20 protein-coding genes and 1 riboswitch are annotated in these 23,136 nt (G+C 71.7%); of the genes, 10 read left to right on the top strand and 10 right to left on the bottom strand.

What is annotated here, in order from left to right:
- Positions 1-78: 78 nt before the first annotated feature.
- The 3 genes from AB8A24_RS26240 to AB8A24_RS26230 all read right to left on the bottom strand — a co-directional run bounded on the left by AB8A24_RS26240 (position 79) and on the right by AB8A24_RS26230 (position 3,123).
- Positions 79-810 (bottom strand): tyrosine-protein phosphatase, encoded by a 732-nt coding sequence (locus tag AB8A24_RS26240; RefSeq protein ID WP_328964335.1) that lies wholly within the window; start codon positions 808-810, stop codon positions 79-81.
- 184 nt (positions 811-994) lie between these two features.
- Entirely contained in the window at positions 995-2,383 is a 1,389-nt protein-coding gene (locus tag AB8A24_RS26235; RefSeq protein ID WP_328964334.1) for a HAMP domain-containing sensor histidine kinase, read from the bottom strand.
- Complete coding sequence (locus AB8A24_RS26230) at positions 2,380-3,123, bottom strand: response regulator transcription factor (protein ID WP_328964333.1); 744 nt, start codon at positions 3,121-3,123, stop codon at positions 2,380-2,382. The genes AB8A24_RS26235 and AB8A24_RS26230 overlap by 4 nt, the downstream gene beginning before the upstream one ends.
- A 73-nt stretch (positions 3,124-3,196) precedes the next feature.
- On the opposite strand from AB8A24_RS26230, the gene AB8A24_RS26225 reads away from it, so the two are divergent.
- From AB8A24_RS26225 to AB8A24_RS26215, 3 genes are all read left to right on the top strand, one after another.
- Entirely contained in the window at positions 3,197-4,387 is a 1,191-nt protein-coding gene (locus AB8A24_RS26225) for a glycosyltransferase (RefSeq protein WP_369477801.1), read from the top strand.
- Positions 4,384-5,379 carry an SDR family NAD(P)-dependent oxidoreductase gene (locus tag AB8A24_RS26220; RefSeq protein ID WP_328964331.1) on the top strand — a complete coding sequence of 332 codons (996 nt, stop codon included), beginning with the start codon at positions 4,384-4,386 and terminating at the stop codon, positions 5,377-5,379. The genes AB8A24_RS26225 and AB8A24_RS26220 overlap by 4 nt, the downstream gene beginning before the upstream one ends.
- Positions 5,380-5,516: 137 nt before the next feature.
- Positions 5,517-6,059: a GNAT family N-acetyltransferase gene (locus tag AB8A24_RS26215; protein WP_328964330.1), complete on the top strand. Its 543-nt coding sequence runs from the start codon at positions 5,517-5,519 to the stop codon at positions 6,057-6,059.
- On the opposite strand, the gene AB8A24_RS26210 is transcribed toward AB8A24_RS26215, so the two are convergent.
- Both AB8A24_RS26210 and AB8A24_RS26205 read right to left on the bottom strand, forming a co-directional pair.
- A complete protein-coding gene (locus AB8A24_RS26210) occupies positions 6,023-6,184 on the bottom strand; it encodes a hypothetical protein (protein WP_328964329.1) in 162 nt (53 codons plus the stop codon). The genes AB8A24_RS26215 and AB8A24_RS26210 overlap by 37 nt on opposite strands.
- 96 nt (positions 6,185-6,280) lie before the next feature.
- Positions 6,281-7,693, bottom strand: coding sequence for an MFS transporter (locus AB8A24_RS26205; protein ID WP_369477800.1), 1,413 nt, complete (start codon positions 7,691-7,693; stop codon positions 6,281-6,283).
- Positions 7,694-7,861: 168 nt separating this feature from the next.
- On the opposite strand from AB8A24_RS26205, the gene AB8A24_RS26200 reads away from it, so the two are divergent.
- Positions 7,862-8,803 (top strand): helix-turn-helix transcriptional regulator, encoded by a 942-nt coding sequence (locus AB8A24_RS26200; RefSeq protein ID WP_369477799.1) that lies wholly within the window; start codon positions 7,862-7,864, stop codon positions 8,801-8,803.
- A 279-nt stretch (positions 8,804-9,082) separates the two neighbouring features.
- On the opposite strand, the gene AB8A24_RS26195 is transcribed toward AB8A24_RS26200, so the two are convergent.
- Both AB8A24_RS26195 and AB8A24_RS26190 read right to left on the bottom strand, forming a co-directional pair.
- Positions 9,083-9,439 carry a zinc ribbon domain-containing protein YjdM gene (locus tag AB8A24_RS26195; RefSeq protein WP_369477798.1) on the bottom strand — a complete coding sequence of 119 codons (357 nt, stop codon included), beginning with the start codon at positions 9,437-9,439 and terminating at the stop codon, positions 9,083-9,085.
- A 68-nt stretch (positions 9,440-9,507) separates the two neighbouring features.
- Positions 9,508-10,170, bottom strand: a complete 663-nt coding sequence (locus AB8A24_RS26190) for a TetR/AcrR family transcriptional regulator (protein WP_328964324.1) — start codon at positions 10,168-10,170, stop codon at positions 9,508-9,510.
- 64 nt (positions 10,171-10,234) lie between these two features.
- Here AB8A24_RS26190 and AB8A24_RS26185 point away from each other — a divergent pair, with 64 nt between their 5' ends.
- Positions 10,235-11,776, top strand: a complete 1,542-nt coding sequence (locus AB8A24_RS26185; protein ID WP_328964323.1) for a monooxygenase — start codon at positions 10,235-10,237, stop codon at positions 11,774-11,776.
- Positions 11,777-11,816: 40 nt separating this feature from the next.
- On the opposite strand, the gene AB8A24_RS26180 is transcribed toward AB8A24_RS26185, so the two are convergent.
- On the bottom strand, positions 11,817-12,653 hold the full coding sequence (locus AB8A24_RS26180) for a helix-turn-helix transcriptional regulator (RefSeq protein WP_328964322.1): 837 nt from the start codon (positions 12,651-12,653) through the stop codon (positions 11,817-11,819).
- Positions 12,654-12,861: 208 nt separating this feature from the next.
- On the opposite strand from AB8A24_RS26180, the gene AB8A24_RS26175 reads away from it, so the two are divergent.
- The 3 genes from AB8A24_RS26175 to AB8A24_RS26165 all read left to right on the top strand — a co-directional run bounded on the left by AB8A24_RS26175 (position 12,862) and on the right by AB8A24_RS26165 (position 17,200).
- Complete coding sequence (locus tag AB8A24_RS26175) at positions 12,862-14,079, top strand: serine hydrolase domain-containing protein (RefSeq protein WP_328964321.1); 1,218 nt, start codon at positions 12,862-12,864, stop codon at positions 14,077-14,079.
- Between the two features lie 318 nt (positions 14,080-14,397).
- A complete protein-coding gene (locus AB8A24_RS26170; RefSeq protein WP_328964320.1) occupies positions 14,398-16,467 on the top strand; it encodes a discoidin domain-containing protein in 2,070 nt (689 codons plus the stop codon).
- Between the two features lie 121 nt (positions 16,468-16,588).
- A complete protein-coding gene (locus tag AB8A24_RS26165; protein WP_369477797.1) occupies positions 16,589-17,200 on the top strand; it encodes a TetR/AcrR family transcriptional regulator in 612 nt (203 codons plus the stop codon).
- Here the strand turns inward: AB8A24_RS26165 and metE are convergent.
- On the bottom strand, positions 17,197-19,515 hold the full coding sequence (metE, locus tag AB8A24_RS26160) for a 5-methyltetrahydropteroyltriglutamate--homocysteine S-methyltransferase (protein ID WP_369477796.1): 2,319 nt from the start codon (positions 19,513-19,515) through the stop codon (positions 17,197-17,199). The two genes, AB8A24_RS26165 and metE, sit on opposite strands and share 4 nt — an antisense overlap.
- 179 nt (positions 19,516-19,694) lie before the next feature.
- A riboswitch (cobalamin riboswitch) is annotated at positions 19,695-19,924 on the bottom strand.
- 214 nt (positions 19,925-20,138) lie between these two features.
- Between metE and AB8A24_RS26155 the strand changes: the two genes are divergently transcribed.
- On the top strand, positions 20,139-20,669 hold the full coding sequence (locus AB8A24_RS26155) for a hypothetical protein (RefSeq protein ID WP_328964318.1): 531 nt from the start codon (positions 20,139-20,141) through the stop codon (positions 20,667-20,669).
- Complete coding sequence (locus AB8A24_RS26150) at positions 20,666-21,214, top strand: hypothetical protein (protein ID WP_266485556.1); 549 nt, start codon at positions 20,666-20,668, stop codon at positions 21,212-21,214. Before AB8A24_RS26155 ends, AB8A24_RS26150 begins: the two co-directional genes overlap by 4 nt.
- A 104-nt stretch (positions 21,215-21,318) precedes the next feature.
- Here AB8A24_RS26150 and AB8A24_RS26145 read toward each other — a convergent pair whose 3' ends face one another.
- A complete protein-coding gene (locus tag AB8A24_RS26145) occupies positions 21,319-23,007 on the bottom strand; it encodes an FAD-dependent monooxygenase (protein WP_328964317.1) in 1,689 nt (562 codons plus the stop codon).
- Between the last annotated feature and the right edge of the window lie 129 nt (positions 23,008-23,136).

The following is a 23,136-nucleotide window of genomic DNA, read 5'->3' as shown; positions in this document are numbered from 1 at the left end:
AGACAGCTCCCACCACACCGGAGGTCTTCGCCATGTTCAAGACCTACCGAGTGTCAACAACGCTCGTGATCAATACACCTAGGGGGTGGTCAGCAGCCGGTCGCGCAGCTGCTGCGCGGTCCGCTCCCGCAGCCCGACCCGGTCGGTGAGGTAGCCGTGGACGGATCCGTACCGGGCCTCCAGGTCCGCGAGCACCAACTCCATGATCACGGCGGGGGCGCGGCCGTAGCTCGGCCACTTCATGACCCGGTCCGGGTTGGCGGCGCGCCAGTCGGCCGCGAGCCGCTCGGTGGCCAGCTCCGTGAGCGCGAAGTCGGCGAGGACGTCGGCCCGTTCCACCCCGAGCAGGGTCAGTACGAAGGCTCCGATCAGCCCGGTCCGGTCCTTGCCCGAGGTGCAGTGGAAGACCGCGGGGCCGGACGCCTGCGCCAGCTCCTCCAGGACCTGGCGTATCTCGTCGGCCCCGTCCTCGGTGACCTCGGCGAACCGGTCCGCGAGGTAGCGCCAGGGGTCGATGTCCGGGTCGATCTCGGCCTGGTCGTACGGCCGGTGCTCGATGCTCAGGTTGACGTAGCGGAAGCGGTCCGCCTCGGGCACCCGTCCCTTGGCCTCGATCTCCCACGGATACCGCAGGTCGATCACGGTCCCGATCCCGAGCTTCAGGAACCGCTCCCGGTCGCCGCCGACCAGCTTGCCGAGCGAGTCGGCCCGGTACAGCGTCCTCCACCGCACGGTCCGACCGTCGGCGGACCGGTAGCCGCCCAGGTCCCGGAAGTTGTGCAGTCGCTCGAACTCGACGTGCCGTTCCATCGGCTCTCTCCCCCATGATCGGACTCTGCCACCAGCATGCCTCAGAACACATGCGCGTCGGCCTGTCGGCGCTCGCACCACGGAAACCGACGGGCCGGCCCCGCCTTGGGCGTGGGACGCGCATGTCGGGAGTCGGTGCGACGCGCCCTGCTCCGGCCGTGACGTGCGCGGGCCCGGGCTCCGTTCAGAACGCCAGCCTGAACAACGCGCCCCCGCCCGGGGCGGCCTCCGCGGTCAGCTCGGCGGAGTGCGCCCGCGCGATCTGCCGGGCCATGGCCAGGCCGAGCCCCGACCCGGGCAGGGCGCGGGCCGCCCCGGCCCGGTAGAACCGGTCGAAGACGTGCGGCAGGTCTTCCGGCGCGATCCCCGGGCCGTGGTCACGGACCGTCAGCTCCGGGCCCCGGCCGCCCGGGACGCCCGCCACCAGCTCCACCTCGACGGGCAGCCCGTCCCGGCCGAACTTGGCCGCGTTGTCGAACAGGTTCCCCAACAGTCGGCTGAGTCGCGCGGGTACCCCGGGCACGACGACGGGTTCGGCCGGCACCTCCACGTGGAAGGGCACGGCCGGCCAGTGTGTCCGCGCCGCCTGCGCGCAATGTTCCACCAGCGCGCCCAGCGCGACCTGTTCCACCAGCGGTTGCGGCTCCTCGTCGCGCGCCAACTCGATCAGGTCGTTGACGAGTCCGGTCACCTCCCGCAACTGCCGCCCCAGCGCGGCCGAGGCGCGCTCGCGCTGGTCGGGGGTGAGCCGGTCGGCCCGGGCCAGCAGTTCGGCGTTGGTCCGCAGGGCCGTCAGCGGGGTGCGCAGTTCGTGGGAGGCGTCCGCCACCAGTTGGCGCTGTGCGGCGATGGACTGTTCGAGCTCCCCCAGCATGGTGTTGAAGCTCGCCGCCAGCCGGGTGATCTCGTCCTCCCGCCCCGGTGGCGGCAGTTCGATCCGGTGCCGTGCGTCGCGGGTGGCGGCGATCCGCTCGGCGGTCGCGGTGAGTCGGGCGACCGGGGCCAGGCCGGTCCGCGAGACCCAGTACCCGAGGAGGGCGGCCAGCAGCACGCCGGCCGCCGCCGTGAGCACCAGCCACCGGGCGGCCTCCTCGATGCCGTCCTCGACGGTGTCGGCCCGCAGGGCCACCTGGAGGGCGCGCCCCTTGGCGTAGTCGGTGGTGAGCATCCGGGCGGGATACCCGGCCACCGTGATGTTCGTGTAGTAGGGGGCCTTCCGGCCCGCGGCGACCTTCCGCGCCGCCGGATCCACGGGCAGCTGTCCCGGTGTCTCCGGGTCCTTGGCCGGGTCGGCGGCCACCACCTCCGCGCAGGCGGGAGCGGCCAGGAACCGACATTCCCCGGCCAGGGTGCCCGGCGCGTCCCCCGGGTTGCGCTGGGCGGCGAGCCGCGCGGACTGGGTGAGGCTGAGGTCGAGCTGCTCGTAGAGCGCGGAGCGGACCACCAGGAACGCCGCCGCGCACACCCCGACGGCCACGAGGGCCACGGCGGCGGTGACCGACAGCGCCAGCCGGGTGCGCAGGGGGCCGCGCCTGCGCCAGACCCGGCCGAGCCGCCGGCGGCCGCCGCTCACGCCGCGTCCAGCCGGTAGCCGACCCCGTGGACGGTGTGCACCAGCCGGGGCTCGCCCGCGGCCTCCAGTTTCCGGCGCAGGTATCCGACGTAGACGGCGAGGGAATTGGAGTCCGGCCCGAAGTCCCGCCCCCACACCAGTTCGAGGATCAGCTCGCGCGGGAGCACCTGGCCGGGGTGGCGCAGGAACAGTTCGAGCAGGGCCGCCTCGGTCCGGCTGAATTCCAGCGGACGACTCCCCCTGCGACCGGTCCGGGTCGCCGGGTCGAGGACGAGGTCGGCGAAGCCGAGCGGGGCGGTGGCACCGGCGGGTCCGGGCGCGGCCCGTCGCAGGAGTGCGCGGACCCGGGCGACCAGCTCGTCCAAGGCGAAGGGTTTGACGAGGTAGTCGTCGGCGCCCGCCTCCAGTCCGTCGACGCGCTCGCTGACGGAGTCGAGCGCGGTCAGGACGAGGACGGGGGTACGGTCGCCCAGCGCCCGCAGCTGCCGGCAGACGGCGAGGCCGTCGAGTACGGGCATCATCACGTCGAGGACGACCGCGTCGGGCTCCCAGTCCGCCACCTGGGAGAGGGCCGCGAGCCCGTCCGGGGCGCCGCGTACCTCGTACCCCTCGACCGCGAGTCCGTCCTCGACGGCCGCCCGCACCTCGGGCTCGTCGTCGACGACGAGGATGCGTTGCCTGCCCGTGCCACCCGTGCCGCTCGTCCCGCGTGTGCCGCCTGTGCTGTCCGTGGAGCTCATGGGGCACAGCCTGCCAAAGGCTTCTGAGAGAACCTCTTAGAACGTTCTTAGGGCGCACCGGGAGTGTGCGCCCATGACCACCACCACACCCCACACATCCGCGGCACTCTCCGTCGTGATCGGTGCGGGCGGCACCGGCGGGCACATCTATCCCGGTCTCGCCCTCGCGGAGGCGCTGCGCGGCGCCGTGCCCGGCGCCGTGGTCTCGTTCATCGGGACCGAGCGGGGCCTGGAGACCGAGCTGATCCCCGGCGCCGGCTACCGCCTGCACACCGTCGACATGATCCCCTTCGATCCCGCGCTGGGCGCGAAGCGGTACCTGCTCCCCGCGGCGCTGCTGCGCTCGGCGCACCAGGCGCGCTCGGTGATCCGGGCCCAGGGTGCCCACGTCGTCGTCGGCATGGGTGGATATCCGAGCGCCCCCGCCGTGCTCGGCGCCCGACTGGCGGGGCTGCCGGCCGTGATCCACGAGTCGAACGCGGTGCCCGGCCGTGCCAACCAGTTCGCGGCCCGGCTCACCCCGCACGTCGCGGTGGCCTTCGACCGCAGCCGGGGCCATCTCTCGGGCGGTGACCGGGCGCTGACCACCGGGATGCCGATCTCGGCGGCCCTGTCCGGCCTCGCGGAGCTGCCCGGACCGGACCGGGTGGCACTGCGCGCCGAGGCCCGGCGCGCGCTCGGGGTGCCCGCGGGGCGCCGGCTGATCGTCTTCAACGGCGGCAGCCTGGGCGCGATCCGCCTCACGCGGGCGGCAGCCGCGCTCGCCGACCTCTGGCAGTACCGGGACGACGTACAGCTGCTGGTCAAGACCGGTCCGGACGCGCTGCCGGACACGGTGGCCGAGCTGCTGTCGTCCGGTGGGCAGCGGATCGCCCGGGCCGTGCCGTACCTGGACCGGATGGACCTCGTCTACGCGGCCGCCGACCTGGTGGTGTGCCGTGCGGGCTCCGCGACCGTCGCCGAGCTCGCGGCGACCGGGGTCCCGTCGGTCCTGGTGCCCTACCCGTACGCGCCCGGCGACCACCAGACCCACAACGCGCGGGTGCTGTCGGACGCGGGTGCCGGACTGCTCCTGCCCGACGCCGAGACCACCGCCCAACGCCTCGCCGGCCTCATCGGGCCGCTGCTGGCCGACCCCGCGCGGCTGTCGGCGATGGCCGGCGCCGCCGACCCGGGCCCGCACGCGCGGGCCGCCGAACTGCTGGCCGCGGAAGTCCTGCGCGTCGCCGGCCTCGTCCCCACCCCTCACCTGGAGCGCATATGAACAGCTGGACCGACCGCACCGTCCTCGTCACCGGCGCGGAGGGCTTCATCGGCTCGACGTTGGTGGACCTGCTGGTGGCACGGGGTGCGCGCGTGCGCGCGTTCGTCCACTACAAGCCGTACGCCGAGAAGGGCCACCTGGCGCGTTACCTCGCCGACCCGGACGGTCCGGTGGAGATGTGGGCGGGCGATGTCCGTGACGCGGGCCGGGTCAGCGACGCGGTGGCCGGCTGCGACACCGTCTTCCACCTGGCGGCGCTGATCGGGATTCCGTACAGCTACGCCTCGCCGGGCGCGTACGTGCAGACGAATGTCACGGGCACGCAGAACGTGGCGGAGGCCTGCCGGCGGCACGGCGTACGGCGTCTCGTGCACACCTCGACCAGTGAGGTCTACGGGACGGCGCTGACCGCGCCGATCTCCGAGAGCCACCCGCTGCAGCCGCAGTCCCCGTACTCCGCGTCGAAGATCGGCGCGGACATGATGGCGCTCTCCTTCCACCACGCCTTCGAACTCCCGGTGACGGTGGTGCGCCCGTTCAACACCTACGGGCCGCGCCAGTCGGCGCGCGCGGTCATCCCGACGATCCTGGCGCAACTGCACGCGGGGTCCCGGGAGATCCGCCTCGGCTCGCTCACGCCGACCCGGGACTTCACGTACGTGACGGACACGGCTGAGGGCTTCCTGGCGGTGGCCGAATGCGACCGGGCGCTGGGCGAGGTGGTCAACCTCGGCACCGGTGAGGAGATCTCGGTCGGCGCCCTGGCCGAGGCCCTCATCGCGGCGTCCGGCCGGGACGCGGAGGTGGTGGTGGACCCGACCCGGCTGCGCCCGTCGGGCAGCGAGGTCCAGCGCCTGCTGTCGGACAACTCCCGGGCCCGCGACTGGGCCGGCTGGCGGCCCCGGGTCGACCTGGAGGAGGGTCTGCGCCGCACCTCGGACTGGATCGCGGCGAACCCCTCCCTCTTCGCCCCGGACCGGTACGCGGTCTAGGTCGTCCCTTCCGGACCCGGGCGGTATGAGCCGGCCGGATCCGGCCCGGGGCGCTGTCGGGCGGATATCCCGGTGAACGGATGACCGGTCGCCGGATATCTTGGCTCGTCCCGCACCGATCACGGAGGTCCTCCCGCATGAGCAGCACGACGCCGTCGTTTCCCGACCGGATGGAGCTGACGGGCGAGGGCCTGGTCCTGCGTGACTGGACGGCGGCGGACCTGGCGTCGATGCCCGAGCTCTTCGACCACCCCGACATCGCCTACTGGACGCCGATCGTCTCCCCCTTCGACGACGAGGCCGCCCGCAACCGGCTCGAGCGGGCCCGGCGGCTGCGCCAGGAGGGTGCGGCCCTTCTGCTGGCCATCACCGTCGACGGCGGCGCCCCGCTCGGCGAGGTGATGCTGAGGCGCGCGCCCGAGGGCACGGAGCTCGGCTACGCCCTCGGTCCGGCGCACCGGGGCCAGGGTCTGGCCGCCCGCGCGGTGCGGGTGATGGCCGCGTACGCCTTCGAGGAGCTGGGGGTGGACCGGGTGATCCTGGAGCTGGAGGCCGAGAACGCCTCCAGCGTCGGCGTGGCCACCCGGGCCGGCTTCCGCCTCCTCGACGTGCCGTTGATCACGGGCGAGGAGAAGGGCCGACCCTACGCGCTCCAGACCTGGGGCCTCGACCGCTCCTGACCCTGGAGGGCCGGGCCGGAGGCGTCCACCGGGGCCGCGGCGTGCGGGGCGGGGGCCGGGAGGGCGACGGCCTCGCCCAGCAGGGCGCGCAGTTGGGCCAGCCGGTGCGGGAAGTTCCTTTCCATCGGTAGCCGGCGCTCGCGCCGGGCCCGGGGCCGACGTTCGCGGCCGGGACAGGGCTGTCACAAGGCGGAGTTGCCTTGGTGGAGGCGCGCACTTCGTCAGCTGGACCGCTTGGTGCGGAGGAAGAGGGCGGTGGTGAGGGTGCCGAGGACGACGATGGCGGTGTTGACGATGACCGCGGTGGTGATGCCGGCGTGGATGTCGGTGTTGGCCGCGGCGATGGCGGACATGATCGGCGTGCCCATCGTGATGCCGACCTGCTGCGTCATGGTCGCCAGACCCGTCGCCATGCCCTGCTCGTGGTCCGGCAGACCGGTGGTGGCGGTGACCATGAACCCGACGATCACCAGCATGTTGCCGATACCACCCGCGAACGTCGCTGCCAGCAGCAGCCACATGCTCGACGAGGTCTCACCCAACGCGATCAGACTCAACGTCGCGACCGCCTGGAGGAGACCACCCACGATCAGCGTGGTGCGGGTGTTCGTCGCCCCGATGACGCGCGGTGCGATCGAACCACCGATCACGGTGCCGATACCCAGGACACCGAACGACAGACCGGCCGTCAGCGGCGAGAAGTCCAACACCTCCTGCAGATACAGCGTCATCAGGAAGACCAGACTCGTCTCCGTCAGGAACGCGATCAGACCCGCGATGTTGCCCCACGCCACCGTCTTCTTCTTCAACACCGACACCGGCACCAGAGGAGCCGCGCTCTTCGACTCGATCGCGTAGAACACCATCAGCAGCACCACACCCGCCGCCAGCCAACCCAACGCACCGCCCGAACCCCAACCGCGCTCACCCGCCTGCGTGAGTCCGTAGATCAGCGCGAGCAGACCCAGCGTCACGGCCGTCGCACCCGGCAGGTCCAGCTTCGGACGCACCGACGGACTCGACTCCTTGATCACCGCGGGAGCGATGAACAACACCGCCAACGCCACCGGCACGTTGATGAAGAACGCCCACCGCCACGACAGCAGATCCGTCAGCACACCACCCAGGATCGCGCCCGTCGTGAACCCCGCCGACATCAACGCACCGTTGAGACCCAACGCCTTCTGACGCAACGGCCCCTCCGGGAACGACGTCGTCAACAACGACAGGCCGGCGGGGGTCACCGCGGCCGTCGCAAGACCCTGGAACACACGCGCCACCAGCAGCATCTCCGGACTGTTCGCCAGACCACCCGCCAACGACGACAGACCCAACACCGCCAGACCCACCAGGAACAGTCGGCGCCGACCGAACAGATCCGCCACCCTGCCGAACAACAACGTGAAACCCGCCGCGCACAACGCGAACGACGTCGCGATCCACTGCAGATTCGACAACGAGAAACCCAGCCCGTCACCGATCACCGGCAACGCCACATTCAGAATCGAGAAGTCGACCGCCAGCATGAACTGCGCCACCAGCAGCACCACGAGAACCAACTTCAGACGCCCGTCCAACCGAACGGGCCCCTCCGCTCCCGTATCGACGACCCGCGCACCCTCGACGACCGACATCGCGAACCACATCCTCTCGATCACGCAACGAGCTGTTGCGTCACCGACTCTGGACCGGTCGGAGGGGGTTACCCAGCCCCCTGGTCTTGCTGGCGCCGGGCAAGCTAGCACTCCCAGGGCCACCTTCCCGAGCACAGTTCGGCGCCGTCCCCCGGCACACTGGAACGCATGGACACACCGACTGCTCTGGGCGAATTCCTCCGCACTCGTCGCGCCCAGCTCCAGCCCGAGGACGTCGGGCTCCCCTCCCACGGCACCCGCCGGCGCGTGCCCGGGCTGCGGCGCGAGGAGCTCGCCCTCCTGGCCGGCGTGAGCATCACCTACTACACGCACCTGGAGCAGGGGCAGAGCACGAACGCCTCGGACAGCGTCCTCGACGCCCTGGCCCGCGCCCTGCGCCTGACCCCGGACGAGCACGCGCATCTGCTGAACCTCGCCCGGCCGCCGCGTGCCAAGCGGGCCCAGTCGCCGCGTCCCGAGTACGCCCGTGACACCACGCGGCGTCTGATCACCTCGATGCCGCACGTCCCGGCGGTGGTCCTGGACGGCCGCAACAACGTGCTCGCCTGGAATCCGCTGGGGCACGCCCTGCTCGCGGGGCACGTCGACATCGCGAGCCCCGACGACCCGGCCGTCCGCCCGAACCTCACGCGGATGCTGTTCCTGGACCCGCACACCCGGGATCTCTACACGGACTGGAAGAGCGAGGCGCGGGTCGCCCTGGCGGCCCTGCGCCTGGTCGCCGGCCGCAATCCGCAGGACCGCGCGCTCGCCGAGCTCATCGGGTCGCTCATGCTGCAGAGCCCCGACTTCGCCTCGCTGTGGTCGAAGCACCCCGTACGGGACTGCACGGTCGGCACCAAGAACCTGCACCACCCGGTCGTGGGCCCGCTGACCCTCGATTTCGAGAACCTGAACCTCACCGACGGCACCAACCACCGGATGCTGCTCTACAGCGCTCCCGAGTCCTCCCCCTCCGACGCGGGGCTGCGCATGCTGTCGAGCCTGACCGCGGCATCCACGGGGGCGAGGCACGACAGCCCGAAGCCCGCGTCGGCGGATGCGGGCGCGGGCGCGGGCGCGGACGCGGACGCGGGCGGGGAGGCGTAGGAGGAGGCGTAAGAGGTACGGGCCGCGGGGCGGGCGGTCAGGTGGTGCGGTGGCCGCCACCCACCGCCGCGGGGACCGGAGCCGGGTCCTGGCCCTGCTGCGGCCCCGGGCCCTCGTAGGGGGGCGCCGGCCGAGTCCGGGGCGGGCCGTGTACGAGGCTTGGCGCGGCCGAAGCGGCGCATGGCGGGCATCTCGACGAAGCGGAACAGGAGCCAGCCACCCAACAGGGACGCCGTGAAGAAGCACCCCCCGCCGTTCACGGCGGGCCGACGCCGCCGATCAGACCTTCCTGACCACGCTGGACTTCAGCTGCATCGCGCCGAACCCGTCGATCTTGCAATCGATGTCGTGGCCGTCGACGCCTTCCACCAGGCGGATGTTGCGCACCTTCGTGCCCGCCTTGATGCCCGACGCGCTGCCCTTGACCTTCAGGCCCTTGACCACCGTCACGGTGTCGCCGTCGGCCAGCACATTGCCGACCGAGTCCTTGATCACCCGCTCCTCGGAGGCACCGCCGGACTCCCCGGAGGCGAGGGGCCACTCGTGGCCGCACTCGGGGCAGACCAGGAGCGCACCCATCTCGTAGGTGTACGCGCCCGCGCATTCGGGGCAGGGAGGCAGGGGGTTCTCAGTCACCCCGACAGTATATTTCAGGGCCTGTCGCCGCAGGTCAGCGAACGACGCGGCCCGATCCGGCCCCGGCCCTACGAGTGCTCCAGGGCGCGCAGCCCCCGCAGGAGCAGGGACAGCCCGAAGTCGAAGTGCGCCGCGAAGTCACCGCTCGTCAGCGTGGGCAGCACGGCGGCGAGCTGCGGATACCGCTCGGGCTCGGCCGCCAGGCGCAGGCGCTCGGGATCCGCCGCCCCGCCGTCTCCCGACGGCCGGAGCGCGGCCTGCTCCTCGAGCGTGTGGCCGATGGTGAAGTGGGCCAACGCCATCAGCGAGCGCGCCGCGTCCTCCTCGCCGAAGCCGGCCGTGCGCAGCACTCCGACGACCGCTTCGGCGAAGCCGAGGGTGTGGGGTCCGGTCGCGTGCGTGCCCGCGTAGACGCGCGCGCCGTCGCGGCGGGCGAGCAGCGCCGCCCGCATGGCTCGGGCGAGGGTGGTCAGCCGCTCGCTCCAGTCGCCGTCGGTGCCGGTCGCCGCGAGATCGGCCAGCATCCGTTCCGCCATCGCGGTCAGCAGGTCGTCCTTGGTGGCGAAGTACCGGTACAGCGCGCCGGCCTGGACGTCCATCGCATCGGCCAGGCGGCGCATCGTCAGCGCGTCGAGGCCGACTTCGTCCAGGAGGTCCAGGGCCGTGTCGACCGTCCGGTCTCGGTCGAGGCGGGCCGGGCGGCCGCGGGCCGGGGTTGACGGAGAACTCATGGGCCTCACTATAGTGAACATCGTTCACGTGAACGATGTTCACTAAATATGGGAGGGATCACCGATGGATACCGATGTGATCGTCGTGGGCGCGGGACCGACCGGGCTGCTGCTCGCCTGCGAGCTGGCCCTGGCCGGCGTACGGACCCACGTCGTCGAGCGGCGTACCGAGCCCCAGCAGGACTCCCGGGCGCTGACCCTGCATCCGCGCAGCCTGGAACTGATGGACCTGCGCGGGCTCGCACCCCGTTTCCTCGAGCTCGGCCGGACCGTGCCGGGCTGGCATTTCGCCGCCCTCGACACCCCGCTGGACTTCGCCGCCCTCGACAGCCGCCACCCGTACACGCTGTTCCTGGCCCAGGCGCGCACCGAGGCCCTGCTGGCCGAACGGGCCCACGAGTTGGGGGTGCGGATACACCGCGGGCACACGCTCACCGGCCTGCGGCAGAACGAGGACGGGGTCGAGACGCAGGTGCGTGGGCCGGCCGGGGACCCGCGGCTCGTTCGCGCCGCGTACCTGGTGGGATGCGACGGCGGGCGCAGCCTCGTCCGGCAGGCGGCCGGAATCGACTTCCCGGGCACGGACGAGACCCTGACCGGGGTGCTCGGGGACTTCGCCACCGTCGGGGCCGACCCCGCGGCCCTCGCCACCGCGCGGGACGCGGGCGTGCTTGCCGTCCCGCTGGAAGGCGGGCTGACCCGCTTCGTGTACATCGACCCGGAGCGGATGCGGACGCCGGCGCGGGTGCCGGTGACCCTGGACGAGTTCCGTACGGGGCTCGTGCGGATATGTGGATCCGACTTCGGGGTCGACCGGCCCCACTGGCTCTCGCGCTTCGGCAATGCCACCCGGCTGGCCGCCGCCTACCGCTCCGGCCGCGTCCTGCTGGCCGGCGACGCCGCCCACATCCACTTCCCGGCCGCGGGCCAGGGCCTCAACACCGGGCTCCAGGACGCCATGAACCTGGGCTGGAAACTGGCGGCGGAGGTGCGCGGCTGGGCCCCGCCCGGGCTCCTCGACAGCTATCACGCCGAGCGCCACCCCGTCGGCCGGGCCGTCACCGAGAACACCGAGGTGCAGACGCTGCTGGCGGAGCTGCCGCTGGTGACCCGGTACCGGCGGCCGGCCGCCGCGCTGCGCGGGCTCTTCGAGGAACTGCTGGGGATGCCCGAGGTCAACCGCCGCCTCGCCGACCAGGTCTCCGCGCTCGACACCGCCTACCCGTCGGCCTGCCCCGGCGCCGATCCGCTGATCGGCCGCCGCATGCCCGACATCGGCCTGAGCACGACCGATCCGGCCGGTTCGGATGCGACGCGGGTGTACGAACTCCTGCACCAGGGCGGCTTCGTCCTGCTCCGCCTCACGCACGCGCGGGACCCGCACTCGCGGGCGTACGAGGCCCCCGCCGCCGGACGGGGGCCGCGGATCAGCGACGTCACCGCCCGCGCCGCCGAGGAACACCCGGAGCTCGACGGGGTCCGCGAGGTCCTGGTCCGCCCCGACGGGCACGTCGCCTGGGCCACCCGGAGCGCCGACGCCGACCTGCGCCGCACCGGCCGCGCGAGGGCGCTCGCGGCGTGGACGACGCGGGCCTCGGCACCCTGAGCCCGGGTGCGGCAGCCCGGCCCGCCCGCCCGACGCGCGGTCAGGTCGTCCGGCGGGTCGCGTGCAGGCTGCCGAGCAGGGCGAGGCCGCGGGCGCTCGGGCTTCCCGGTTCGGCGTGGTAGATCACCAACTGTTGGCCCGGCGCCCCGAGCACGGCGAACGACTCGAAGGCGAGCGAGAGCGGCCCGACGTCGGGGTGGTCGAGTTCCTTCGTGTCGCGGGTCTTGCCACGGACGGAGTGCGCGACCCAGAGCTGCGCGAACTCCGTGCTGGACCCGCCGAGTTCACGTACCAGGGCGCTCAGGCCTGGGTGGTGCGGGTCGAGGCCGGTCGCGTGGCGCAGGCCGGCCACCACCGCCTCGGCCGCGAGGTCCCGACGGACGAAGAACGACCGGGCCGCGGGGTCGAGGAAGATCATGCGCGCCAGGTTGTCCCGCTGCGCGAACGGGGAGAACAGCGCGTCGGCCAGGGCATTGGCCATCAGCACGTCGGTGGCGGGATTCAGGACGAAGGCCGGGGTGCCCGTGTACCCGTCCAACAGTTGGCGCAGCGGGGCGCCGATCGACTCCCTCGGCCGGCGGGCACCGCGCCGGGCGCCGTCCGGCGCCGTGCCCGCCAGCCGGAAGAGGTGCTCCCGCGCCGCTTCGTCCAGGCGCAGGGCGTCGCCGATCGCGTCAAGGATCTGCGGGGACGGGCCGCGTTCGCGCCCCTGTTCCAGCCGCGCGTAGTAGTCGCTGTTCATCCCGGCCAGGACCGCGACCTCCTCGCGACGCAGCCCTGCCACGCGGCGGCGTCCGTAGGAGACGAGTCCGACGTCGTCCGGCCGCAGGCGTGCGCGCCGGGCGCGCAGAAAGTCTCCGAGATCGCTGCTGGTCACGGCTTCAGACTAGAACGGGTCCCGTGTGCCTGCCTGGGTGCGGCGCACCCAGGCAGGCACGTGAGGCGGCTCGCCCGTGTGGCGGAACTGCCGTGCGTAAATGGCGCGTTCTGGCTCATACCGACGGTCGGTCGGTCCGATGATCTTGCGTAGGCTCGTGTCGCCCGCCCCCTACGCCCCCCACCGGAGGAGCATCGTGCCCCTGCCCATGAACCGACGTCTGGCCCTCAGCGCGGCCCTGCTGGCGGTGACGGCCGCCGTGGCTCCGGCGACCACCGCCCAAGCCGCACCGACCACCGTCCACACCGCACCGACCACCCCCGATCTCGAAGCGCTGACCCAGGCGTTGCGGAACACGACCGCCGCCGGTGCGCCGGGCGCGTTGGCCCGCTTCAGCGGACCCGGCGGGGTCAGCGTCCGGACGGTGGGGGTACGCGACAGGACCACGGGCTCGGCGATGGACCCGCAGGCCCGCTTCCGGATCGGGAGCGTCAGCAAGACGTTCACCTCCGTCGTCCTGCTGCAGTTGGTGGACGAGGGCCGGATCGATCTGGACACCGCCGTCAACCGGTACCTGCCCGGGTTGCTGCCCGACGACCGGATCACGGTGCGTCATCTGCTCACCCACCGCAGCGGGCTGGCGGACTACACGGACGCGATGTTCGAGCACACGGTGCCGGGCTTCGAGGCCGTGCGCAACAAGGTGTTCAGCTACCAGGAGCTGGTGGACCTCTCGCTCCGCGAACCGCGGACGACCGAGCCCGGCGTCGCGTACAAGTACTCGAACACCAACTTCGTGGTCGTCGGCATGCTCATCGAGAAGGCCACCGGCAACGGCGTGGCCAAGGAGTACGAGCGGCGCATCATCAAGCCGCTGAAGCTGCGCAACACCTCGTACGTGCACCCCGGCACGCAGATCGAGGGGCTGCACACCCGCGGCTACCTCCACCCCGACGAGGCCGGCGCGCCGCTGGTCGACTCCACCGAGCAGACGGTGTCGTGGGCCCAGTCGGCCGGAGCGGTGATCTCCAACCCCGCCGACCTGAACACCTTCACCTCCGCGCTCCTCGGCGGACGGCTGCTGCCCACCCGCATGCTGGACGCCATGCTCACCGTGACGCCGACCGACACCACGAACACCCGGTTCTACGGGCTCGGCCTGCGCCGCTACGACCTTTCGTGCGGCACCTCGGTCTACGGACACACGGGTACCGTGCAGGGCTTCTACACCTACGCCTTCTCCACCCGCGACGGGCGCCGCTCCCTCTCCGCGATGGCGAACACCTCGAACAAGGGGGAGGCGAACACCGCCCTCGGCGGGACCCTCGAAGCGGCGTTCTGCGGCAAGCCGGCCCCGAAGGCCGCCCAGCGCGGATTCGGGTTCGCCCCGGCCGAGATGGACCTGCCGGAGCACAACGCGCGCTGACGCCACGGCGCCCTCTTCCCGGACGGGGCAGACCCGGCCGGCTCGCGTACTCCGTCCCGTACGCGGCCGAGCCGGGCTGCCCCGTCGGCGCATCCGCTCCGCCTGCGAGCGGTGCGTGGACCTTGTGAAGAATCGGCGGATCTGATGAATCATCAGGTCACCTGTCCCGGACTATTGACTCCGTCGATGGCAGTCGCGATTCTCGTCCCACCATTTGTGAGGTCCATGACAAGTCACACCTGTGACCGCGGCTCGTCGTGCCTCCGAACGGATCCGGCTCCTCGACCGCGCCATCCGGCTGACCTTAAGACGTGAGTGATGACCATTTCTCGACACACGCACCACAGGCGTAGGCCCCTGGCGGTCCTGTCATTGCTCCTCGCCGTGGTGGCCATGGTGCTCGGCCCCGTACCCGCCTCCGCCGCCGATCCCGGCTGGTGGAACCCGGTCGCCCGGCCCGCACCCGACTCCGACATCAACGTCACGGGCGAGCCCTTCAAGGGCACCGACTCCCAGGGACGGGTGCGGGGCTTCGTCGACGCGCACGACCACCTGATGTCCAACGAGGGCTTCGGCGGCCGGCTCATCTGCGGCAAGCCGTTCTCCGAGGCGGGGGTGACCGACGCGCTCAAGGACTGTCCCGAGCACTACCCCGACGGCACCCTCGCGATCTTCGACTTCATCACCAAGGGTGGTGACGGCAAGCACGACCCGAACGGCTGGCCGACCTTCAAGGACTGGCCCGCCCACGACTCGTTGACCCACCAGCAGAACTACTACGCCTGGGTCGAACGGGCCTGGCGCGGCGGTCAGCGCGTGCTCGTGAACGACCTCGTCACCAACGGCGTCATCTGCTCGGTCTACTTCTTCAAGGACCGCGGCTGCGACGAGATGACCGCCATCCGGCTCGAGGCGCAGAAGACCTACGACATGCAGGCGTACATCGACAAGATGTACGGCGGCCCGGGCAAGGGCTGGTTCCGCATCGTCACCGACTCCGCGCAGGCCCGCGACGTCGTCCAGCAGGGCAAGCTGGCCGTGGTCCTCGGGGTCGAGACCTCGGAGCCCTTCGGCTGCAAGCAGATCCTGGACATCGCGCAGTGCAGCAAGGCGGACATCGACCGCGGCTTGGACGAGCTGTACCGCCTCGGGGTGCGCAGCATGTTCTTGTGCCACAAGTTCGACAACGCCCTGTGCGGGGTCCGCTTCGACGAGGGCGCCCTCGGTACGGCCATCAACGTGGGCCAGTTCCTGTCGACCGGGACCTTCTGGAAGACGGAGCAGTGCACCGGCCCCCAGCACGACAACCCCATCGGACTGGCGGCGGCCGCGCCCGCGGTGCAGAGCAAACTCCCGGCAGGGGTGGCGGTCCCGTCCTACGCCGCCGACGCCCAGTGCAATACGCGCGGACTCACGGAACTCGGCGAGTACGCGGTGCGCGGCATGATGAAGCGCAAGATGATGCTCGAGGTCGACCACATGAGCGTGAAGGCCGCGGGCCGGTCCTTCGACATCATGGAGTCCGAGTCGTACCCGGGTGTGATCTCCTCGCACAGCTGGATGGACATGGACTGGACCGAGCGGGTCTACAAGCTCGGCGGTTTCATCGCCTCGTACATGAGCGGCGCCGAGGGATTCAGCGCCGAGGCGAAGCGGACGGACGCGCTGCGCGACAAGTACAACGTCGGCTACGGGTACGGCACCGACATGAACGGAGTCGGCGGCTGGCCCGGACCGCGCGGGGCCGACACCCCGAACCCGGTGCGCTACCCGTTCCGCAGCACCGACGGCGGCTCGGTCATCGACAAGCAGACCACCGGTTCGCGCACCTGGGACCTCAACACCGACGGCGCCTCGCACTACGGTCTGGTCCCCGACTGGATCGAGGACATCCGCCTCGTCGGCGGCCAGGGCGTGGTCGACGACCTGTTCAAGGGCGCCGAGTCCTACCTGACCACCTGGGGGAACTCCGAGAAGCACCGGTCCGGGGTGAACCTCGCCACGGGCTCCCCCGCCTCGGCGTCGAGCGCGGAGTGGTGGAACCCCTTCGTGAACTTCTCCCCGGGCCGGGCCGTGGACGGGGACTCGGGCTCCCGCTGGGCGAGCGAGTGGAACGACAACCAGTGGCTGCGCATCGACCTCGGGTCCGCGAACCGCGTGGGGCGCATCACCCTCGACTGGGAGGCCGCGTACGGGAAGGCGTACCGCATCGAGGTCTCCACGGACGACACGAACTGGCAGACCGTCTGGTCCACGACCGCGAGTGACGGCGGCCTGGACACGGCCCGCTTCTCCGGGGTGACGGCCCGCTACGTCCGCGTCCAGGGACTGCAACGCGCGACGAAGTGGGGGTACTCGCTCCACGAGGTCGGCGTCTACAGCAGCTGATCCCGCCGAGCGGGACTCCAGGGGCCGGGGCCGGCCGGATCCGCTGATCCGGCCGGCCCCGGCCTCCCTCGCACCACGCACGACGCACCACGCACCACGGCACGAACCGAAAGGAACGCCCATGGCACGGATGCCCTCGGCCGAGCGGCGCCGGCAGCTGACCGAGGCCGCCATCCGCGCGATGACCCGCGACGGCGTCGCCGGGACGACGACCAGGTCGATCGCCGCCGAGGCGGGCGTGTCCCTGAGCGTCTTCCACTACTGCTTCGACTCCAAGCAGGCCCTGCTCGAATCCGTGATCGCGGCGATCACCGACCACAGCGTCACCCTGGTGCAGCAGGCGATCCAGCCGAAGGCCACGCTCCGGGAGACCGTCCGGGCTGGCTTCCAGGCGTACTGGGAGCATGTGGCCGCCCACCCGGGCGAACACATGCTCACCTACGAACTGACCCAGTACGCCTTGCGCCGACCGGACTTCGAGCACCTGGCGCGGCGGCAGTACGAGCGGTACTGCGACACCTACACCGAACTCATCGAGCAGCTCCGGCACCACATGGCCTTCGAACTCCGCGTGCCCGTACGCGTGCTGGCCCACTACCTGGCCGCCATGACGGACGGTCTGACGCTGAACCACCTCGTCCTCGGCGACGACCGGATCGCGGCGAACATCCTCGACATGATCACCGACCACGTCGCGAGCCTCGTCGGCGACGACCAGGAGCCCGAAGGCTAGGCCGTTTCGCCGCGGACCTGCCGGGCGGCCTCGACCAGGTTCTCCAGCGAGGCCTTGGTCTCCGGCCAGCCGCGGGTCTTCAGGCCGCAGTCGGGATTGACCCACAACCGCTCGGCCGGGATGGCCCCCAGCCCCTTGCGCAGCAGCGCCGTCACCTCGGCCACGGAGGGGATCCGCGGCGAGTGGATGTCCCAGACGCCGGGGCCGACCTCGCGCGGGTAGCCGGCGCCCGCGAGTTCACCGGCCACCTGCATGTGGGAACGGGCGGCCTCCAAGCTGATGACATCGGCGTCGAGGTCCTCGATCGCCGCCACGATGTCGCCGAACTCGGCGTAGCACATGTGCGTGTGGATCTGGGTGTCCGGCCGGACCCCACCGGTGGTGAGCCGGAAGGACTCGGTGGCCCAGGCGAGGTACGCGGCGTGGTCGGCGGCCCGTAGCGGGAGGGTCTCGCGCAGGGCGGGCTCGTCGACCTGGATGACCGAGGTGCCGGCCGCCTCCAGGTCGCCCACCTCGTCGCGCAGGGCGAGGGCCACCTGTCGGGCGGTGTCGCCGAGGGGCTGGTCGTCGCGTACGAAGGACCAGGCGAGCATGGTGACGGGCCCGGTCAGCATGCCCTTGACCGGCTTGGACGTCTGCGACTGGGCGTACGTGGTCCAGCGCACGGTCATCGGGTCGGGGCGGGAGATGTCGCCGGCCAGGACCGGGGGCCGGACGTAGCGGGTGCCGTAGGACTGGACCCAGCCGTGCTGGGTGGCCAGGTAGCCGGTGAGCTGCTCGGCGAAGTACTGGACCATGTCGTTGCGTTCGGGCTCGCCGTGCACCAGGACGTCGATGCCGGCCTTCTCCTGGAAGGCCAGGACCTCCCGGGTCTCGGCCTCGATGCGGTCCTCGTAGCCGGCGGTGTCGATGCGCCCGGCGCGCAGGTCGGCGCGGGCCGTGCGCAGTTCGATGGTCTGCGGGAACGATCCGATCGTGGTCGTCGGGAGCAGCGGGAGGCCCAGGTGTGCCCGCTGAGCGGCGGCCCGCCGCGCGTACGGCTGGGCGCGCCGCCCGTCCACGTCGGTGACGGCGGCGGTGCGGGCCCGGACCGCGGGATCGTGGGTGAGGGCGGATCCGGCGCGGGAGGCCAGGTCCGCCCGGTTGGCGGCGAGTTCGGCGGCGATGGCGTCGGTGCCGCGGGCCAGGCCCCGGGCGAGGGTGGCGACCTCCGCGGTCTTCTGGCGGGCGAAGGCGAGCCAGCGCCGGACCTGCGGGTCGATGTCGCGTTCGGCGGTGGCGTCCAGCGGCACGTGGAGCAGGGAGCAGGAGGCGGCCACGTCCACCCGATCGGCGAGCCCCAGGAGGGTGCCGAGGGTGCTGAGGGACTTCTCGTAGTCGTTGATCCAGATGTTGCGGCCGCCCACGACGCCGGCGACGAGGCGCTTGCCGGGCAGGCCCCCGACGGCGGCGAGGTCGTCGAGGTTTCCGGCCGCGGCCTCGGTGAAGTCCAGGGCGAGCCCCTCGACGGGGGCCTTGGCCAGAACGGGCAGCGCCTCACCGAGCCGGTCGAAGTAGGAGGCGACGAGCAGCTTGGGCCGGTCGGTCGATCCGCCGAGCGCCCGGTACGCGCGGGCGGTGGCGTTGAGTTCGGCCGGGGTGCGATCCTGCACCAGGGCGGGCTCGTCCAACTGCGCCCACTCGGCTCCGGCGGCGCGCAGGTCGGCCAGGACCTGGGCGTAGACGGGCAGCAACCGGTCGAGCAGGGCCAGCGGATCGAAGTCCGCGGCCACGCCCGGTGCGGGCTTGGCCAGCAGCAGGTAGGTGACGGGTCCGACCAGGACCGGGCGGGCGGTGTGGCCCAGCCGGAGCGCTTCCGTCAGCTCGGCGACCTGCTTGGTGGAGTCGGCGGTGAAGACCGTGTCCGGGCCGAGTTCCGGCACCAGGTAGTGGTAGTTGGTGTCGAACCACTTGGTCATCTCCAGCGGCGCCACGTCCTGGGTTCCGCGCGCCATCGCGAAGTACCCGTCGAGCGGGTCGGCCTCGACGGCGGCGCGGTGCCGCTCGGGGACGGCGCCGACCATCACGCTGGTGTCCAGTACGTGGTCGTAGTACGAGAAGTCGCCGGTCGGCACCTCGGTGATGCCGGCGTCGGCCAGTTGCCGCCAGTTGGTCCGGCGCAGCTCGCGGGCGGTGTCCCGGAGGGCGTCGGCGGCGGTGCGGCCCTTCCAGTAGCCCTCGACGGACTTCTTCAGTTCGCGGTTCTGGCCCTGGCGGGGGTAGCCGTACACGGTGGCCACGGTGGGCCGTCCGGCGGCGGGGGTCGTGCTGGTCACGGAACTCTCCTTCGCGAGCGTTCTCCTGTGGACCCGATGAGGGGCCGAGGGCGCGAAGGGATGACGAACCGGGCGGATCCCGACCGGGTACGGGTACGTGCAGCTGCACGCGCCCGCGGTCGTCCGCCTGATGTGTCGCCGACCCGCCCACGAGGTCACCGGGATTTCCGTGCGCGATCGGTCGCGTACGGGCAACGGGCAGGTCTTCGGACTCGCGGGCGCGTCCCGTCGTACGGATGCCGTACGAGACTCCTACTGGCCGTCGCTTCCCAGACCCGGCCGGGTCCAGTGCGTATGACGGCGGTCGTTCCCACTCACCGCTGCGGGGCAGTCCCGGATTCCCACCGGGTTCCCTCTTACGACGCATCCCGCCTGGCGGACGGGGCGAACCAGCTGCCCGGCCAGAGTAGACGGCGTTCCCCGATGGCGCGCGGAGTTGTCCGGCATCCGGATGGCGAGGTGAGACGTTCGGGGTCGAAATCCGGCCATTGAGTGAATTGCATCACTGAGGCGCGAGTTGTGTCCCTCTTGTCCGTTTACCGGATCGAACTGCCCGGTCAGCGCAGTACCTTGCAGCTCACTCCATCGAGATCGCTCGATGACCACCGGAAGACCGAGGAAGTATGGCTGGACCGGTCCCGCGCGCCGCACTCGCCTGCGCCCTGGCACTCGGCGTGCTGACCGCCTGCTCGGCGGAGATCGACGCCGAGGGCAACGACTACGCCGGGGACTACAGCCGGCATCAGCCGCTCGCCGTCGTCGGATATCCCTCCACGGGATCGCTGGGGATCACCCAGGAAGTGGTGTGGCGGATCGCCGACGGCGACGTCGACGGACTGGCCTCGCTCGTGTCCGACAAGCAGGGCGAGGACATCCCCGAGAAGACCGCCGAGAACTGGGTCAACGCGTTCCGCAAGGGCGCCGGCGGGTCGGTCACCGCGGAGTTCTACGACGAGGGCTCGTACCGGCAGACGGTCGTGCTCTACCTGCACAACACCGGCCAGATCAAGGAGCTCTACGTCCGGGCCGTGCTGGTGGACCACAAGGAGGCCTGGCTGGTGCGCATGGCCGAGGCGGACCCCGCCGAAGCCACCGCCGTGGAGCCGTGGATCCCGAAGACACCCGGCGAGCTCGATTCGAGGGTCCCCCGATGAGCGCCCGCCCGAGGACGGCCCTCGTCGTACGCGCCGCGCTGGTGTCCGTGCTGGCCTGCGGCGCCCTCACCGCGTGCGGCTCCGACGAAGAGGCACTGCGGTACGCGACCGACTACGCGGGCCACGAACCGCTGGGCGTGGTCGGGTATCCCACCTCCGATTCCCTGCGGATCACCCAGCAGCTGGTCTGGCGGCTCGCCGACGGCAAGGCCGAGGAGGTGGAGGCGCTCGCCGCCGAGCCCGACGACGCGAGGGGGGACGTCGAACGGACCGCCCGGAACTGGATCCGGTCCTTCCACGAGGGGGCCAAGGGGAAGGTGACCGCGGAGTTCTACGACGAGGGGTCCGTGCGGCAGCTCGTCGTCGTGTACTTCCACGACACGGGCCAGACCAAGTCGTTCATGGTCCGCCTCGCCGGAAGGGCCGGAGAGGACGGCTGGCGCGTGACCATGCGCGAGCCGGATCCGAAGGAGGCCTCGGCGACGCCCGACTGGGTTCCGCGGACACCCGGGGGCCTCGGCTCGAGGACGACACCGACACGATGACCCGGTCCGCCGCCGTCGTCACGTGAAAGGCGCCGTCCGTGGATCACTCCACGGACGGCGCCCTCGGTGTCCGCGCGAACCGGAGCGGAACGGGAGCGGTCGGATCAGGATCGGTCCAGCAGCGTGGTCAGGACCTCGTGGAGGACGGCCGCCGGATCGGCCACCGCCTGCGCCGAGCGCCAGGCCACGAAACCGTCCGGGCGGACGAGGATCGCACCCTCCGGGGTCGTACCGTGCACCTCGGTCCAGTCGCCGCCGTTCGCCGGGATCAGGTCGGCCTCCGGCCCGGTGCCGATCGCGTACACGTCCAGGGGCAGGCCGAGCTGTTCGGAGACGGATCGCCCCGCCGCCCGCCACGGCGTGTCCTCCGAGCACAGCAGGACGAAGGAACGCTCGTAGAGGTCCACGGTGGACTTGGGTTCCGGATCGCCCGGAGCGCAGAGCCACATGTGCGGTGCGCGGCTGCCCGGATCGCCGCAGAGCCGCATCCGTTCGGGCACGACCGGCCGGTGCGGATCGGCTCCGAGCACCGCGCCCTGGTTGTAGTGGTAGCCCATGGCCACGGACAGGACCCCGCCCTGCCGGCCGCCGGCGCCCGGCGCGGCGTCCGGAAGGGCCGCGGGCGCGGACCCGGCGGGGGACGTGTGCTCGGGGTCGGGCTCGTACCCCGGGTGGCTGTGCTCCGCCGAACGCGCCGAGGCGCGCTCACTCGTCGCCCGGGCCACCGGCAACCGCTCGGCCTCGTAGGTCTGCAGCAGCCCCGGCCCGGCCGAACCGTCCAGCACCTTGGCGAGCTTCCAGGCGATGTTGTGGGCGTCCTGGATGCCGGTGTTCGAGCCGAACGCGCCGGTGGGCGACATCTCGTGGGCGGAGTCGCCGGCCAGGAACACCCGACCGACCGCATACCGCTCGGCGACCCGCTCGGCGGCGTGCCACGGCGCCTTCCCGGTGACCTCGACGTCCAGGTCGGGTGCGCCGACGGCCCGGCGGATGTGCTCCTTGCAGCGCTCGTCGGTGAAGTCCTCCAGCGTCTCGCCGCGGTCCGGGTGCCAGGGCGCGTGGAAGACCCACCGCTCGCCGTTGTCGACGGGCAGCAGGGCTCCGTCGGCGTCGGACTTCGTCAGGTAGCACACGATGAAACGCCGGTCGCCGACCACGTGGGCGAGCATCTGCGACCGGAAGGTGATGCTCACGTTGTGGAACAGGTCCCCGGAGCCGCTCTGGCCGATCCGGAGCGCCTCCCGTACGGGGCTGCGCGGTCCGTCGGCGGCGACGAGGTAGTCCGCGCGCACTGTGCTGTGCTCCCCGGTCTCCCGGTTCTTCACGATCGCGGTGACCCCGCCCGGGTCCTGGTCGAAGGAGAGGAGTTCGGTGGAGAACCGCAGGTCGGCCCCGAGTGTGGGGGTCACGGACATCAGGACCGGCTCGATGTCGTTCTGGCTGCACAGACACCATGCCGCCGGACTGAAGCGCGCGAGCGCTCCCCCCGGGTCGATTTCCTCGAAGAGCCACTCCTGGTCGTCACCGGTCAGCGAGCCACCCTGCATGATGCCGTGGTTGTCCGCCAGGACCGAGGCGGCCTCACGGATCCGGTCCTCGACACGGGCGACCCGGAACAGTTCCATCGTCCGTACGTTGATACCGCGTCCGCGTGGGTGCATCGAGGTACCCGCGTGCTTCTCGACCACCATGTGTCTGATGCCATGCCGGCCGAGGAAGAGCGAGGTGCACAGACCCACCAGCGAGCCGCCCACGATGAGGACCGGGACGTGGTGGTCGACGTTTTCCTTCATGGCTCTTCCATGCCCTGTACGAGGCCGGTTCCCTCGCTCGTTCACCCGGTTGGTTCTCTCCTCTCGCGCCGCACGGATTACGGAACGACGATCGGTTCGGGTGGCGCCGCCCCGTGGCGACCGTGTGGT

The sequence above is a fragment of the Streptomyces sp. BF23-19 genome, assembly GCF_041106355.1.
GTDB lineage: Bacteria > Actinomycetota > Actinomycetes > Streptomycetales > Streptomycetaceae > Streptomyces > Streptomyces virginiae_A.
This window is presented reverse-complemented; position numbering and strand designations above follow the sequence as displayed.

Bases quoted from the DNA above. Each gene is read 5' to 3' on its own strand.
- AB8A24_RS26175 (WP_328964321.1), top strand. From the start codon at position 12,862: ATGAACCGACGTCTGGCCCTCAGCGCGGCCCTGCTGGCGGTGACGGCC.
- AB8A24_RS26165 (WP_369477797.1), top strand. From the start codon at position 16,589: ATGGCACGGATGCCCTCGGCCGAGCGGCGCCGGCAGCTGACCGAGGCC.
- AB8A24_RS26185 (WP_328964323.1), top strand. From the start codon at position 10,235: ATGGATACCGATGTGATCGTCGTGGGCGCGGGACCGACCGGGCTGCTG.
- AB8A24_RS26205 (WP_369477800.1), bottom strand. From the start codon at position 7,693: ATGTCGGTCGTCGAGGGTGCGCGGGTCGTCGATACGGGAGCGGAGGGG.
- AB8A24_RS26210 (WP_328964329.1), bottom strand. From the start codon at position 6,184: ATGGAAAGGAACTTCCCGCACCGGCTGGCCCAACTGCGCGCCCTGCTG.
- AB8A24_RS26230 (WP_328964333.1), bottom strand. From the start codon at position 3,123: ATGAGCTCCACGGACAGCACAGGCGGCACACGCGGGACGAGCGGCACG.
- AB8A24_RS26190 (WP_328964324.1), bottom strand. From the start codon at position 10,170: ATGAGTTCTCCGTCAACCCCGGCCCGCGGCCGCCCGGCCCGCCTCGAC.
- AB8A24_RS26225 (WP_369477801.1), top strand. From the start codon at position 3,197: ATGACCACCACCACACCCCACACATCCGCGGCACTCTCCGTCGTGATC.
- AB8A24_RS26150 (WP_266485556.1), top strand. From the start codon at position 20,666: ATGAGCGCCCGCCCGAGGACGGCCCTCGTCGTACGCGCCGCGCTGGTG.
- AB8A24_RS26200 (WP_369477799.1), top strand. From the start codon at position 7,862: ATGGACACACCGACTGCTCTGGGCGAATTCCTCCGCACTCGTCGCGCC.
- AB8A24_RS26170 (WP_328964320.1), top strand. From the start codon at position 14,398: ATGACCATTTCTCGACACACGCACCACAGGCGTAGGCCCCTGGCGGTC.
- AB8A24_RS26240 (WP_328964335.1), bottom strand. From the start codon at position 810: ATGGAACGGCACGTCGAGTTCGAGCGACTGCACAACTTCCGGGACCTG.
- AB8A24_RS26145 (WP_328964317.1), bottom strand. From the start codon at position 23,007: ATGAAGGAAAACGTCGACCACCACGTCCCGGTCCTCATCGTGGGCGGC.
- AB8A24_RS26220 (WP_328964331.1), top strand. From the start codon at position 4,384: ATGAACAGCTGGACCGACCGCACCGTCCTCGTCACCGGCGCGGAGGGC.
- AB8A24_RS26155 (WP_328964318.1), top strand. From the start codon at position 20,139: ATGGCTGGACCGGTCCCGCGCGCCGCACTCGCCTGCGCCCTGGCACTC.
- AB8A24_RS26215 (WP_328964330.1), top strand. From the start codon at position 5,517: ATGAGCAGCACGACGCCGTCGTTTCCCGACCGGATGGAGCTGACGGGC.